This is a genomic window from Janthinobacterium woesei (genome assembly GCF_051380875.1).
Lineage (GTDB): Bacteria > Pseudomonadota > Gammaproteobacteria > Burkholderiales > Burkholderiaceae_D > Janthinobacterium.
Map to the genome: position 1 here is coordinate 82,998 of NZ_JBNYXW010000018.1, position 13,394 is coordinate 96,391.

The window sequence follows — 13,394 nt, forward strand, 5'->3', positions numbered from 1 at the left end:
CGCGCATGCAAACCAATCTCGCCGATTTCATCAAGAATACGCCGGCAGGCGACGAAGCCGAAGCCATCTTGCGCGCCTGCGTGCATTGCGGCTTTTGCACGGCCACCTGTCCCACCTACCAATTGCTGGGCGATGAACTCGACGGCCCGCGCGGACGCATTTACCTGATCAAGCAGGTGCTCGAAGGCGCGCCCGTCACAGCCAAGACGCAGACGCACCTGGACCGCTGTTTGACCTGCCGCAACTGCGAGTCGACTTGTCCGTCCGGGGTGCAGTACGGGCGCCTGGTCGACATCGGCCGCAACGTCGTCGAACAGCGCGTGCAGCGCCCCTTGCGCGAGCGCGCGCTGCGTTTCGCCCTGAAGGAAGCCTTGCCGCGCCGCTGGCTGTTTACGCCCGTGTACAAGGCGGGGCAGGCACTGCGGCCCTTGCTGTCAAAAGGCTTGCAGGACAAATTGCGCCCCGGCGCTGCCCCCGGCAAGTGGCCCGCGCGCGGCCATGCGCGCACCATGCTGGTGCTCGATGGCTGCGTGCAGCCGGCCATGTCGCCCAATATCAACGCGGCCACGGCGCGCGTGCTTGACGCGCTGGGCGTGCAATTGATCAATGCGCCGAAAGCAGGATGCTGCGGCGCGCTGCGCCATCACCTGAATGACCAAGAGGCGGCGCTGGACGACATGCGCCGCAATATCGATGCCTGGTGGCCGTATGTGGACAGCGCCGAAGCCATCGTCATGACGGCGTCCGGCTGCGGCGCCACCGTCAAGGAATACGGCCATCTGCTGGCACACGACGCACAGTATGCGGACAAGGCGCGGCGCATCACGGCACTGACGCGCGATTTGTCCGAGATCATGTCGGCGTTCGAAATGGAACTGGTGGCGCTGTTAAAGGAAAAAGGGCGGATCGCGCAAAGAGTCGCGTATCACCCGCCATGCACCTTGCAGCACGGCCAGCAGATCCGCGGCAAGGTCGAGCAGGTGCTGCGCGCAGTCGGCGTCGACGTGCGCCTGTGCGCCGACAGCCATCTGTGCTGCGGTTCTGCCGGTACGTATTCGATCCTGCAGCCGGCATTGTCGCAGCAGCTGCGCGACAACAAGGTGGCCAACCTGGAAGCCTGCGCACCCGACGTCATCGTCTCGGCCAATATCGGCTGCCTGACGCACCTGCAATCGGGCACGCAGACGCCCGTGCGGCACTGGATCGAGTTGATCGATGCAGCGCTGGCGGCGCCGCAACCTTAAACCGGGCTTTCGCTCAGCTGCGCCAGCTTCCACTGCGGCGCGGGAATGAAATTGTTTGCCCAGTCCAGCACGGCGTTGGCCGGCATGGGGCGGGCGATGCCATAGCCTTGCGCCAGGTCGCAGCCCAGCTGGATCAGGCGGGCGCCGTGCTCGATGCTTTCCACGCCTTCGGCGATCACCGTCAAACCGAATGAACGGGCCAGGCCGATAACGGCGCGCACCAGGTGCAGGTCGTCGCGGTCGTTGAGCATATTGCGCACGAAGCTCTGGTCAATCTTGACGATATTGGCTGGCAGGCGTTTCAGATACGACATCGAGGAATAGCCGGTGCCGAAATCGTCGAGCGCGAACGTGATGCCCAGCGCCTGGCAGGCGCGGATAATGCGGCGCACGTGTTCGATGTCGTGCAGGGCCGACGATTCGAGGATTTCCAGTTCCAGCATGCTGGCGCGCACGCCGGGAAACTCGCCGAGGATGGTTTCCAGGCGCGCGACGAAATCGGGCTGCTGGAAGTGGCGTGCCGCGATGTTCACGCTGACCACCCAGTGCTTGCCTGCCACGCTCCAGCGCTGCATCTGCCACAGGGCCTGGCGCAGCACCCATTCGCCGATGTCGATAATCAGGTCCGTCTGCTCTACCAGCGGCAGGAACTGCGCCGGCGCCAGTACACCGCGGCGCGGATGCTGCCAGCGCAGCAGCGCTTCCATGCCCACCACCGTGCCGGCGCGCAGGTTGACCTTGGGCTGGTAGTACAGCCGCAGCTCGCCATCGATCAGGGCCTGGCGCACTTCCGTGCGCTGGTTGTGGTGCGTGCGCACTTCTTCATCGAGGTTGGTGTCGAAGAAGTGATACTGGTTGCGCCCCGTCAGCTTGGCCTGGTAGACGGCGTGATCGGCGTGGCGCAGCAGGCTTTCCGTATTCAGGTCCTTGCCGGCGTACACGGCGATGCCGGCGCTGGCCGTCATGTGTAGCGGCTGCTGGTCGCACTGGTAGGGGCGGCTCAGTTCTTTCATCAGCTGGGTGATGTTCTGTTCGATGCTGGCGATGCTGGCCTGGCCGCACAGCAGCATGACGAATTCATCGCCGCCCAGCCGCGCCGCATAGTGCACCTGGCCCGTGAAGCTGTGCAGGCGGCCGGCCACCTGCTTGAGAATGTCATCGCCAGCCTCGGCGCCGTAGCGGTCGTTGATGGCCTGGAAGTGGTCGAGGTCGAACAGACACACGGCCAGCAGGCGCTGGCGCTCGCGCGCGAGGAACAGTTCCTGTTCGAAGCGGGCGGCCAGCGCGGCGCGGTTGGGCAGGCCCGTCAGCACATCATTGTAGTTTTGCCAGGATAGTTTTTGCAGCGCATGCTGCATGTGCACGGTTTGGTTGAGCTGTTCGCCCAGTTGGCGCTGGCTGGTCTTGAGCGAGAACAATAGTTCCTCGATATCGCCGGCCATGCTGTTGAATGACTGCGACACGGCTTGCGCCTCGGACGTGGCACCGCCTGCCAGGCGCACGGCGAAGTCGCCGCCGCGGAAGCGGTCGGTGGCCCGCACCAGGCGCGCCAGCAGCTTGCGCTGCGAGGCCAGGATCAGGCCCAGCAGCATGTAAATGAGGACGATATTGATGCCGCTCAGCACGGCCTGGTGGCGCACGCTGTGCCATGCCTGCGTCAGGGGCAGGCTGGGCGCGTAGTGCAGGTCGAGGATGCCGTCGCCACCGCCTGGCAGCGCCACCGTCAGGCGGCTGCTGATGGCCGTGATGCCGGCCAGGCGCGCAAACCACGCCGGCACGCCAGCGGCCAGTTCGTCGGCCAGCTGGCTGTCGGCCAGCACTTCGATATGTTCGGAGGCACTATCCCAGCGGATGGCAGCGAGGCTGCGGTTCAGCGGCAAGGCGCTGCGCAGCGCCTGGCGCACGTTGTCGCGCAGCGTGTGCATGTCGCTTCGCACGGCCAGCGGCAGCACGGTATTGGCCAGGTACAGGTCGAGTTGCCGCGCATCGCTTTGATAACGCGCTGTGGCCAGCGCCGTTTCGGTATCGAGCAGGGCGTGATAACGGAGGGCGGAAACGGCGAGTATCAGGAAGAAAACAGGAATGAACAGGCGGCAATAACAGCCCATGCGTAGCCACGAAGATACTATTTTCCCAAAGACTGGCATCGTTTTGTTATCGATATGTGCGAATGATTATGTCAACATTATCACCGAAATTTGCTATTTGAAACACAATATTAATATCATGTATGAAATAAAGTTGGCGTGCCTGATTTCAACAATCATTGTTGTAAATCAAAGTTTTTTTCGCTCATGCTTGTAGCAATCGCGCGATGTCGTCAGTCAGGGTTGCGGGTTTACTGGCCGTCGCATAGCGGCGAAAGACGCTGCCATCCTTGCGCACCAGAAATTTGGTGAAATTCCATTTGATCGATTGCGTGCCCAGAATGCCGGGCGCCGCCTGTTTTAATTGCGCAAACAGGGGGTGGGTATGTGGCCCATTGACCTCAATTTTGGCGAACAGGGGAAAAGTGACCCCAAAATTTTTCGCGCAAAAAGCGCCGATCTCGGCATTCGAGCCCGGTTCTTGCTGGCGAAACTGGTTGCAGGGAAACCCCAGCACGACCAGCCCCTGTTGCTGGAACTGTTGGTACAGCGCTTCGAGGCCCCGGTATTGCGGCGTGAAGCCGCAGGCGCTGGCCGTGTTGACAATCAACAAGACCTTGCCCGCGTATTGCGCCAGGTCGATGGGGGTGCCGTCCAGCGCCGTGGCCTGGAAATCGTGGATGCTGGCCATCTCAGAGTAGTCCCAAAGTGGTGGTGCCCGCGAGCGGGGCAGGTTGCGGCGCCGTTTTGCCGTGGAGTTTGATCGCCAGGCGCAGGTCGTTGACGGAGTCCGCATTGCGCAGCGCATCTTCATAGCTGATATGGCCCGTCTCGTGCAGGTCGAACAGGGCCTGGTCGAAAGTCTGCATGCCATGCTCGCGCGATTTTTTCATCAGTTCCTTGATTTCGTGCACCTGGCCCTTGAAGATCAGCTCGCTCATCAGCGGCGAATTGAGCAGGATTTCCAGCGCCGCCTTGCGCCCGCTGCTGTCCTTGTTGGGGATCAAACGCTGCGAAATCATGCCCTTCAAATTGAGCGACAGGTCCATCAACAATTGCTGGCGCCGTTCTTCGGGGAAGAAATTGATGATGCGGTCCAGCGCCTGGTTGGCGTTGTTCGCATGCAAGGTTGCCAGGCACAGATGGCCCGTTTCGGCAAACGCGATGGCGTGGTCCATCGTTTCGCGGTCGCGGATTTCACCGATCTGTATCACGTCGGGCGCCTGGCGCAAGGTGTTTTTCAGGGCCGTGCCCCAGTCTTGCGTATCGACCCCCACTTCGCGCTGGGTGACGATGCAGTTGCCGTGTGGATGGATGAATTCCACGGGATCTTCGATGGTGATGATGTGGCCGTGGCTGTGGGCGTTGCGGTGGCCCACCATGGCCGCCAGCGTGGTCGACTTGCCGCAGCCGGTGGCGCCCACCATGATGACGAGTCCCCGTTTGCTCATCACCACGTCTTGCAGGATGGCGGGCAGGCCCAGCGCGTCCAGGGTGGGGATGCTGGTATTGATCGTGCGCAAGACCATGCCCGCTTTCCCCATCTGCACGAAGGCGGAGACGCGAAAACGCCCGAGTCCCTCCGGGCTGATGGCGAAATTGGCTTCGCGGCTGGCCTCGAACTCCGTCGCCTGGCGCTCGTTCATGACGGTGCGCACGTAAGCGGCCGCCTGCTGCGCATCGAGCGCGCCGCCCGCCAGCGGCGTCAGCTTGCCGTCGAGCTTGATCGCAGGCGCAAAGCCGGCCGTGATGAACAGGTCCGAGCCGCCCCGTTCGCGCATCTGCGCCAGCAGCGCGTGCATGGCGCCATAGTGTTCGTGTGTCGTCTGCATGCGTTTATCCGGGAAAGTTTTCAGGTGATTTGGCGGCCGAACGGGCCGTTTCTGCCGAGATCGTGCCGCGCCGTACCAGGTCGGAGAGGCACTGGTCCAGCGTCTGCATGCCCACATTGCTGCCCGTCTGGATGGCCGAATACATTTGCGCCACTTTTGCTTCGCGGATCAAGTTGCGTATGGCGGGCGTGGCCAGCATGATTTCATGCGCTGCCACGCGGGTGCTGCCATCCTTGGTCTTGAGCAAGTTTTGCGAAATCACCGCCTGCAACGATTCCGACAGCATGGCGCGCACCATCTCCTTTTCCTCGGCGGGGAAGACGTCGATGATGCGGTCGATGGATTTGGCCGCCGACGAGGTGTGCAGGGTGCCGAACACCAGGTGGCCCGTCTCGGCCGCCGTCAGCGCCAGGCGGATGGTTTCCAGGTCGCGCAATTCGCCTACCAGGATGACATCGGGGTCTTCGCGCAGGGCCGAGCGCAGCGCGTTGCTAAACGAGTGCGTGTGCGATCCCACCTCGCGCTGGTTGATCAGGCATTTCTTCGGTTCGTGCACGAACTCGATCGGGTCTTCGATGGTCAAAATGTGGTGGTGCAGGCGCTCGTTGACGTGGTTTACCATCGCCGCCAGGGTGGTCGACTTGCCTGAACCCGTCGGGCCCGTCACCAGTACCAGCCCGCGTGGGCGCATGGCCAGTTCGCCGAAGATGCGCGGCGCGTTGAGTTCTTCCAGGGTCAGCACTGTCGAGGGAATCGTGCGCAGCACGGCCGAGGCGCCCCGTTCCTGGTTGTAGGCGTTCACGCGGAAGCGGGCCAGGCCGGGGATCTCGAACGAAAAATCGCATTCCAGCGCTTCTTCGTAGGCCTTGCGCTGGCTGTCGTTCATGATATCGTAGATCATGCGGTGCACTTCCTTGTGCTCAAGCGGCGCCACGTTCAGGCGGCGCACGTCGCCATTCACCCGTATCATCGGCGGCAGGCCGGCAGACAGGTGCAAGTCGGAAGCCTTGTTACCGACGGAGAAAGCGAGTAGTTCGGAGATGTCCATTTATAATCCCTGTGCCTGCATTGATGGGCTGCCTGAGGCTGCTGTAGCCCCGTATCCACTAGAAAATGATTATGTCCACAATCGAACAGAACTTGCAAGCCGTGCGCGACGCTATTGCGCAGGCGGCGGCCGAGGCGCAGCGCGCGCCGGAGGGCGTGCACCTGCTGGCCGTCTCCAAGACCTTTGGTGCAGACGCCGTGCTGGCAGCGGCGCGCGCGGGCCAGACGGCGTTTGGCGAAAATTACCTGCAGGAAGCGCTCGACAAGATCGCCGCCGTCAAGCTTGCCGTCGTTAAGCTTGCCTTGCCGCAAGGCGCGCTGGCATGGCATTTCATCGGCCCCATCCAGAGCAACAAGACGCGCCCCATCGCCGAGCATTTTGACTGGGTGCACACGGTCGAGCGCGAAAAGATCGCCGTGCGCCTGTCCGAACAGCGCCCAGCCGGCTTGCCGGACTTGAATATCTGCCTGCAAGTTAATATCAGCGGCGAAGCGAGCAAGAGCGGCGTGACGCCATTTGATCTGCCGGCGCTGGCACGCGCCGTGGCGCAGTTGCCCAGGTTGCGCCTGCGCGGCCTGATGGCCATCCCCGAACCGGAAACGGAACTGGCGCGCCAGCGTTTTGCGTTTGCGCAATTGCGCACGCTGTACGAACAATTAAACCAAGAGGGGCTGGCGCTCGATACCTTGTCGATGGGCATGTCGGCCGACTTGCGCGCCGCCGTGCTGGAAGGCGCCACCATCGTGCGTGTGGGCAGCGCCATCTTCGGTTCCCGCAACTATTCCTCACTGATTGATTGAAAGAAACGCCATGACGACAGCATTGAAAATAGCATTTGTAGGCGGCGGCAATATGGCGGCGGCCCTGATCGCCGGCCTGGCGGGCAAGTTGACGGCGGGAAGCAATATCCACGTGATCGACCCGCACGCCCCGGCCCTGGAAAAGTTGCAAACACAGTTTGGCGTCAGTACGGCGCCCTCGGCCAGTGACATGCTGCGTGTCATGGACGTGATCGTGCTGGCCGTGAAACCGCAAAGCATGCGCGAAGTGGCGGCGCAGCTGCTGCCGTTCATCGATGCGGGCAAGGCGCCGCTGGTGCTGTCGATTGCCGCCGGCATCCGCGCTGTTGATTTGTCGCGCTGGCTCGGCGATTACCCTGCCATCGTGCGCTGCATGCCGAACACGCCGGCCCTGATCGGCATGGGCATCACGGGCATGGTGGCCAGCAGCGGCGTCAGCGGCGAGCAAAAAGAGACGGCGGACGCCATCTTGCGCGCCGTCGGAAGTACTGTCTGGCTGGCCGACGAGGCGCAGATCGACCCTGTCACGGCCGTGTCGGGCAGCGGCCCGGCGTATGTGTTTTATTTCATCGAAGCGATGCAGCAGGCGGCTGCCGAGCTGGGCTTGACGCCCGAGCAGGGCACGCAACTGGCGATTGCCACCTTTACGGGCGCAGCGCAGCTGGCGGCGCAGTCGAGCGAAGCGGTATCGCTGTTGCGCGAGCGCGTCACCTCAAAGGGCGGCACGACGTATGCGGCCCTCACCAGCATGGAAGAGAGCGGCGTGAAGGCAGCCATCGTCAAGGGTATCAAGGCGGCGGCGCAGCGCGGGCGCGAGATGGGCGACGAGCTGGGCAAATAAGTGGGCAAGTAATTACATGACCTTGACGGCGCGGCCGATGTAAAGCACCGGCCCCGTCGGCCGGCCCGTGGGCGAGCCCGTTTCCGGCTCCAGCGTGATTTCAAATAATTGCTCGGGCTGCAGCGGCGGCAGTTTGTCCAAAGTCAACTTGAGGCTCTGTCCCGGCTGCACCAGGCCCAGCGAGACGGGCGCGCTCCAATCCTTGCCCTTGGTCCAGAATTGCAGGGCTTTTTGTTGCGGTACGACGGTTGGGCCCAGCGGGATCAGGCTCAGGTCGCGGTTCTTGCCGCCGCGACTGCCCGCCTGCACGATCCATCCCGGCGACTTGTCTTGCGGCGCTACCAGCACCACCAGGTAGCCAGGCCCGGCGGGCGCTTGCAGTTGCACGCTGACCAGTATGGCCAGCGCGGCCGTAGCTGCCAAGCCACCGCCGGCCAATATCCGCCAGAAGGCCAGGCTGTTCCACCACGCTTGCCAGCCCCCCGCCTGCCTGACGGCACTCGGCGTAAACAGGCTGGCGCTGATGCGCGGCCACAGCTGGTGCGATGGCTGTTCGGGTGGCGCCAGGCTGGTTAATGGCAGCAAGCGCTGTTCCCAGGCGGCGATGGCGTCGCGCAAGGCGGCCTCGTTCGGCAGGCGCCGTTCCACTTCGGCCCGCTCGGCCAGTTCCAGGGTGCCCAGCACGTATTCGCTGGCCAGCCTTTGCAGTTCTTCATCGTTATTCGTCATCCCATGCACTCCCGCAAGGCGGCCAGCCCCCGCTTGACCCAGGCTTTCACCGTGCCCAGCGGCGCTTGCAGGCGCTGCGCTATTTCGCTGTGGGAACAGCCATCGACATAGGCGTACAGGATGGAGTTGCGCTTGGCGTCGTCGAGGTGGCCCAGGCAATCGTGCAGCCGGCCCATCTCCGCCTGGACAACATAGGCATCGCCGGCATCGTGGCCTTGGCGTTCGTGCAGCAGGGTTTCCACGGTATCCTCGTCGGCCGAGTGCTCATGTGCGCGCGCACGCGCCACGTTCAGCGCCTGGTGCCGCACCACCACATAGATCCAGCCCTTGCCGCTGCCGCGCGTGGCATCGAAACTGCCGGCGCGGCGCCAGATGCTGAGAAAGGCGTCGTGCAGCACGTCTTCGGCCAGCGCGCGCTGGCGCACGATGCGCAGGGCGACGCCCAGCAGATAGCGGCTTTCCTGCTGGTACAGGCCATGCAATGCCTGCTGCTCGCCCCTGGCGCAGGCGCGCAGGGCGGCATCGTAATCGAAGGGAGCGGCTTGGGTTGGCAAGGTCGGCGCAATCGTCAAAGGTTGGCAAGTGTTCAAGACCGAGTATAGGCCAGAAATAGCTTGCCAAGCGTCAATTTAACTACGCGGCTTTCCAGAAGATGTAGTCAGCCTGGTAGGGCACCCATTGCTTGCTGCCGAGGGTTTCCATGCCGCACGGCGCTGCCGGGGCCACGCCGCCGCGGGTGGCCACGCGCTGGATGTAGCTGACGCCCTGCATGGCGCCGCTGCCCATGGCCGGATTGGCTTTCACCAGTTGATATGGAATGTTGCCCGCGCCGGCTGGCGCCACGGCCACTTGCGTCGCCGTCACTTTCGAGCCGTCCAGGTTGGCCCAGGTGGCAGGCGGGCCAACATACGTGCCCACTTGCATGCCGCTGCGGTCGTTCAGGGCCGCGTCCGGTCCCACGAAGGCCCATTCATGGCCCGTCATGTCTTTTTTCGCTCTGCATTCATAGGCAATCTTGCCCACGCCCACGGTTTGCATGGCAACCTGGTGGCCATCTGGCACCTTCACGGCGGCGGGCAATTGTTCCTGCGAATAACGCGCACCCATGGGGGCGCAGGCGGCCAGCAGCAGGGCGGCGCCCAGGATGGCGACGGTGGAAGTGGCGTGGCGTGGGGCGGTGGAAATGAACATGGCGGCTCCTGGCAGTTGGTTCAACCGGCTGGTTGATACCAGTACTACCCGGCAGCGCGTCATTTGGATGCAGACAGGAAAAAATATTTTATGGCGGTGGCGCAGTTTTCTTGTCGAAGCGCTGCCATAGCGTGCGCATCAGGGGCAGGGCCACGTTCGCGTGTTTCAGCAGCGAAACGCCGGCCAGCAGCAGCGGCACCAAGCGGCGCGGGCGCACCAGCAGCAGGCCCAGCGCGGCGCCGCCTAGCATCAGCGGAATCTTCAAGCGCGTGGCCAGGGTGTGGCGCAGATTTCCTCCCGTCAAGGGTTCCAGCAATTGACGCGTCTGCACGCGTAGCGCCAGGCGCTGCAGCGCGCATTCGGCCAGCAGCGCATCGCGCCGCTGCGCCAGGCTGGCAGCCGTGTGGACATGCGACAGTTTGGTAGGATGCGTGGTCATGGCCGCTCCGATCCCCGGCGGGCCAGCTGTTGCAGCTCGTCCAGATCTTTGTTCAGTTCGCTCATGGTGAAGGACAGCAGTTTCGGCTTGCTGCGGAAACTGGCACGCACGCCCAGCAGGGTGGCGAGCGCGGCGGCGATGAAGATGGCGGCCGTGATGGCGATGGCGGCGATGCGGTGCGTATCCCAGAACAGCACGATGACGAGGAACACCAGCAGCACCAGGCCGACGAACAGGCACAGCAGCGCCAGCATGGCCAGCGCCAGGTAAGACAGGAAGCGCAGCGACTCTTCTTCCATTTCCACTGCCGCCAGGGCCAGACGGGTCTGGACGATGGCGGCGAGGGTCGCTGCGACCTGGGCGACATGATGCACGATAGCCATATGCTGCCTTTCGTGTCAGGTGACGGCTGCGCCGTCGGTGCTGCCCGGCGCACCAGCTGCCGGTGCAGTCAGGCGTTTCTTAGCGGCGTGACGACGATAGCAGCAGGCCGAACAGCACGCCCACGACGGCGCCGGCGCCGACGGCCTTCCACGGATTGTCTTGCACGTATTCATCGGTGGCCTTGGCCGCCTTCTTGCTGCGTTCGAGCAAGTCTTCTTCCAGCTTGATCAAGTCTTTCTTGGCCGTTTCCAGGGTGGCGATGAACTTGTCCTTGACGGCTTTGACATTCTCGCCCGTCTGCTCCTTGGCACCGTCGAGCCAGCCTTCGGCTTCGTTGATGACAGTTTTCAGGTCGCCAGCCAGTTTGTCGCGTGCCTTGTCGGCGTCGGCGAGGATGTTGTCGCTGCTGGATTTTCCGGTATATATCGAGCTCATGTATTACCTCATGGAAGTGAAACTGCACAGTGAAATACCAGTGTAGGCAACAGCGGCCGGGCTGTCTTGCGCCGCCTCAACGGTTGCTGCGGCGCAAGGTTATTCCTGGACTCGGTGATTAACGGAAAGCAAAGTCCAGCACGACTCCCGCAAACACCGCCGCTCCTAGCCAGTTATTATGCCGGAATGCCGCAAAACACGGCATACGCTCGCGTGCGCGTATCAGGGTGTAGTGGTAAACGGCGCAGCCGGCCGCCACCACCAGTCCCGCGACGTACCAGTAGCGCAGGCCCAGATACCAGCCGCAGACCAGCCACAGCAGCAGGAACACGGCATAGCACAGCATGATGATGGCCACATCGTAGCGGCCAAAGGTGATGGCCGAGGTCTTGATGCCGATTTTCAGGTCGTCGTCGCGGTCGACCATTGCGTATTCCGTATCGTAGGCCACGGCCCAGAAGACATTGCCCAGCAGCAGCAGCCAGGCCACGACGGGCACGGCACCGGTGATGGCGGCAAAGCCCATGGGAATGCCGAAGCCGAAGGCGATGCCAAGATACGCTTGCGGAATCGCAAAAAAACGCTTGAAATACGGATAGGTGGCGGCGATGATGACGGCGGCCACGGACAACTGTTTGGTCAGTGTATTCAGGGGCAGGATCAGGCAGAAGGCCAGCACCGTCAGCACGCCGGCCACGGCCAGCGCTTCCTTGCCGCTGATGCGCCCGCTGGTGATGGGACGCTCGGCCGTGCGTTTGACGAATTTGTCGATATCCTGGTCGGCGTAGTCGTTGATGGCGCAGCCCGCCGAGCGCATCAGGAAGGTGCCGAGGATGAAAATGAGCAGCAGCGGCCAGTCCGGCACGCCCTGCTGCGCCAGCCACAGCGCACACAGGGTAGGCCACAGTAGCAATACGGTACCGATAGGCTTGTCCAGCCGTATCAGGCGGAAATACAGCGCCAGCTTGTTCATGGAAGACTCGATCTTGTTAAACAGAAAGGTCGATTATCGCAAAATAGTGCGCGGTGTACTATTTTGCGCCTGGCGGTTCAGCTTTCGTCTTCGCCAAGCGGTGTGATACCCGGCAAGTCGCAGCTGGCGATGGCCGCGCACAGGGCGTCGATGGCGGCCTTGCGGGTAAAACTCTTGCGCCACAGCATGACCACGCGGCGCGATGGCGCCGGTGCTTCGAAGGGACGGTATTCCAGCATGCCTTCCGTGGCATGCATGTTCGTCACGGAGGCGCGCGGCAAGACCGTCAGGCCGATGCCGCTGGCCACCATGTGGCGGATGGTTTCCAGCGAGGAACCTTCGAACGTGCGCTGCATGCCATTGCCGGGCGAGGAAAAGCGCGCCATTTCAGGACATACTTCCAGTACCTGGTCGCGGAAACAGTGGCCATTGCCCAGCAGCAGCATGGTTTCCGACTTCAAGTCCTGCGCGGCGATCTTCTCGCGCGCCGTCCACGGATGCTGGCGCGGCATGGCCACGACGAACGGTTCGTCATACAGTTCCTGCATGGCCATGCCGTGTTCGGGCAGGGGCAGCGCCATGATGGCCACGTCCAGTTCGCCCTGGCGCAGCAGTTCAAGCAGGCGAACCGTGAAGTTCTCCTGCAAGATCAAGGGCATTTGCGGTACCTGGTCTATCATGGCCTTGACCAGCGGCGGCAGCAGGTAGGGGCCGATCGTGTAGATCACGCCCAGGCGCAGGGGGCCGGCCAGCGGGTCCTTGTTTTGCTTGGCCAGTTCCTTGATGGCGGCCGTCTGTTCCAGCACGCGCTCGGCTTGCGCGATGATCTGTGCGCCCAGCGGCGTGACGGAAATTTCCGCGCCACCCCGTTCGAACAGGACCACGCCCAGTTCGTCTTCGAGTTTCTTGATGGCCACTGACAGGGTGGGCTGGGCAACGAAGCAGGCTTCGGCGGCGTGGCCGAAGTGTTTCGCTCGCGCGACTGCAACGATGTATTTCAGTTCAGTCAATGTCATAAGGTGATTGAAACACAGGAAGTGCTTACTTGCAATGAATGAAAGGTGGCGCAAACGGTCAAACTGTTGCGCCGATGGCGTATTGTAGCGGATCGCCCCCTATAATGCGGGGCAGGGCGATGGAGGAAAATGGCGATGGACATGCGCATACAGGCACTCGAAGCGGCGATCAATTACTGGCGTGCCAGGCAACCGGCGCGCGGCAACGAATATGCGCTGTCGCCACCGGTCAGCCAGCTGGCTGGCGTGTATGCGCGGATGATTTACTACCGGCAAGATACCATCGCCACCGACCGCCTGGAGCCAGCCGTCAATGCCTTGATCGATGCCTGGCGCCTGGATGGCGGCGGCATCTAAGACGATAGCCACGCCACA

At 62.8% G+C, this 13,394-nt stretch carries 16 protein-coding genes; 4 read left to right on the forward strand and 12 right to left on the reverse strand.

The window, feature by feature from the left end; genetic code table 11:
* Positions 1–5: 5 nt before the first annotated feature.
* On the forward strand, positions 6–1,244 hold the full coding sequence (glcF, locus tag ACQ4W6_RS20515) for a glycolate oxidase subunit GlcF (RefSeq protein ID WP_436569020.1): 1,239 nt from the start codon (positions 6–8) through the stop codon (positions 1,242–1,244).
* Here the strand turns inward: glcF and ACQ4W6_RS20520 are convergent.
* The 4 genes from ACQ4W6_RS20520 to ACQ4W6_RS20535 all read right to left on the reverse strand — a co-directional run bounded on the left by ACQ4W6_RS20520 (position 1,241) and on the right by ACQ4W6_RS20535 (position 6,211).
* Positions 1,241–3,352, reverse strand: a complete 2,112-nt coding sequence (locus ACQ4W6_RS20520; RefSeq protein ID WP_436569021.1) for a putative bifunctional diguanylate cyclase/phosphodiesterase — start codon at positions 3,350–3,352, stop codon at positions 1,241–1,243. The two genes, glcF and ACQ4W6_RS20520, sit on opposite strands and share 4 nt — an antisense overlap.
* Positions 3,353–3,536: 184 nt before the next feature.
* Entirely contained in the window at positions 3,537–4,022 is a 486-nt protein-coding gene (locus ACQ4W6_RS20525; protein WP_436569022.1) for a glutathione peroxidase, read from the reverse strand.
* Between the two features lies 1 nt (position 4,023).
* Entirely contained in the window at positions 4,024–5,163 is a 1,140-nt protein-coding gene (locus ACQ4W6_RS20530) for a PilT/PilU family type 4a pilus ATPase (protein ID WP_436569023.1), read from the reverse strand.
* A 4-nt stretch (positions 5,164–5,167) separates the two neighbouring features.
* The gene (locus tag ACQ4W6_RS20535) at positions 5,168–6,211 is read right to left on the reverse strand and encodes a type IV pilus twitching motility protein PilT (RefSeq protein WP_436569024.1); all 1,044 of its coding nucleotides are present in this window, start codon (positions 6,209–6,211) and stop codon (positions 5,168–5,170) included.
* Between the two features lie 71 nt (positions 6,212–6,282).
* Between ACQ4W6_RS20535 and ACQ4W6_RS20540 the strand changes: the two genes are divergently transcribed.
* Positions 6,283–7,011, forward strand: coding sequence for a YggS family pyridoxal phosphate-dependent enzyme (locus tag ACQ4W6_RS20540; protein ID WP_436569025.1), 729 nt, complete (start codon positions 6,283–6,285; stop codon positions 7,009–7,011).
* 10 nt (positions 7,012–7,021) lie between these two features.
* Complete coding sequence (proC, locus tag ACQ4W6_RS20545) at positions 7,022–7,852, forward strand: pyrroline-5-carboxylate reductase (protein ID WP_436569026.1); 831 nt, start codon at positions 7,022–7,024, stop codon at positions 7,850–7,852.
* 12 nt (positions 7,853–7,864) lie between these two features.
* Here the strand turns inward: proC and ACQ4W6_RS20550 are convergent, their stop codons facing one another.
* The 8 genes from ACQ4W6_RS20550 to ACQ4W6_RS20585 form a co-directional block, all read right to left on the reverse strand.
* Positions 7,865–8,581, reverse strand: a complete 717-nt coding sequence (locus ACQ4W6_RS20550) for an anti-sigma factor (protein ID WP_436569027.1) — start codon at positions 8,579–8,581, stop codon at positions 7,865–7,867.
* Complete coding sequence (locus ACQ4W6_RS20555) at positions 8,578–9,135, reverse strand: sigma-70 family RNA polymerase sigma factor (protein ID WP_436569028.1); 558 nt, start codon at positions 9,133–9,135, stop codon at positions 8,578–8,580. The genes ACQ4W6_RS20550 and ACQ4W6_RS20555 overlap by 4 nt, the downstream gene beginning before the upstream one ends.
* A gap of 79 nt (positions 9,136–9,214) precedes the next feature.
* Entirely contained in the window at positions 9,215–9,772 is a 558-nt protein-coding gene (locus ACQ4W6_RS20560; protein WP_436569029.1) for a DUF3455 domain-containing protein, read from the reverse strand.
* An 88-nt stretch (positions 9,773–9,860) separates the two neighbouring features.
* Positions 9,861–10,211, reverse strand: a complete 351-nt coding sequence (locus tag ACQ4W6_RS20565; RefSeq protein WP_436569030.1) for a hypothetical protein — start codon at positions 10,209–10,211, stop codon at positions 9,861–9,863.
* Positions 10,208–10,594: a phage holin family protein gene (locus ACQ4W6_RS20570; protein ID WP_436569031.1), complete on the reverse strand. Its 387-nt coding sequence runs from the start codon at positions 10,592–10,594 to the stop codon at positions 10,208–10,210. The genes ACQ4W6_RS20565 and ACQ4W6_RS20570 overlap by 4 nt, the downstream gene beginning before the upstream one ends.
* Before the next feature lie 79 nt (positions 10,595–10,673).
* Positions 10,674–11,030, reverse strand: a complete 357-nt coding sequence (locus ACQ4W6_RS20575) for an ElaB/YgaM/YqjD family protein (protein ID WP_436569032.1) — start codon at positions 11,028–11,030, stop codon at positions 10,674–10,676.
* Between the two features lie 118 nt (positions 11,031–11,148).
* The gene (ubiA, locus tag ACQ4W6_RS20580) at positions 11,149–12,003 is read right to left on the reverse strand and encodes a 4-hydroxybenzoate octaprenyltransferase (protein ID WP_436569033.1); all 855 of its coding nucleotides are present in this window, start codon (positions 12,001–12,003) and stop codon (positions 11,149–11,151) included.
* Between the two features lie 77 nt (positions 12,004–12,080).
* Complete coding sequence (locus ACQ4W6_RS20585; RefSeq protein ID WP_436569034.1) at positions 12,081–13,019, reverse strand: hydrogen peroxide-inducible genes activator; 939 nt, start codon at positions 13,017–13,019, stop codon at positions 12,081–12,083.
* 141 nt (positions 13,020–13,160) lie between these two features.
* Here ACQ4W6_RS20585 and ACQ4W6_RS20590 point away from each other — a divergent pair, with 141 nt between their 5' ends.
* Positions 13,161–13,376 carry a DUF3717 domain-containing protein gene (locus ACQ4W6_RS20590; protein ID WP_436569035.1) on the forward strand — a complete coding sequence of 72 codons (216 nt, stop codon included), beginning with the start codon at positions 13,161–13,163 and terminating at the stop codon, positions 13,374–13,376.
* Positions 13,377–13,394: the final 18 nt, after the last annotated feature.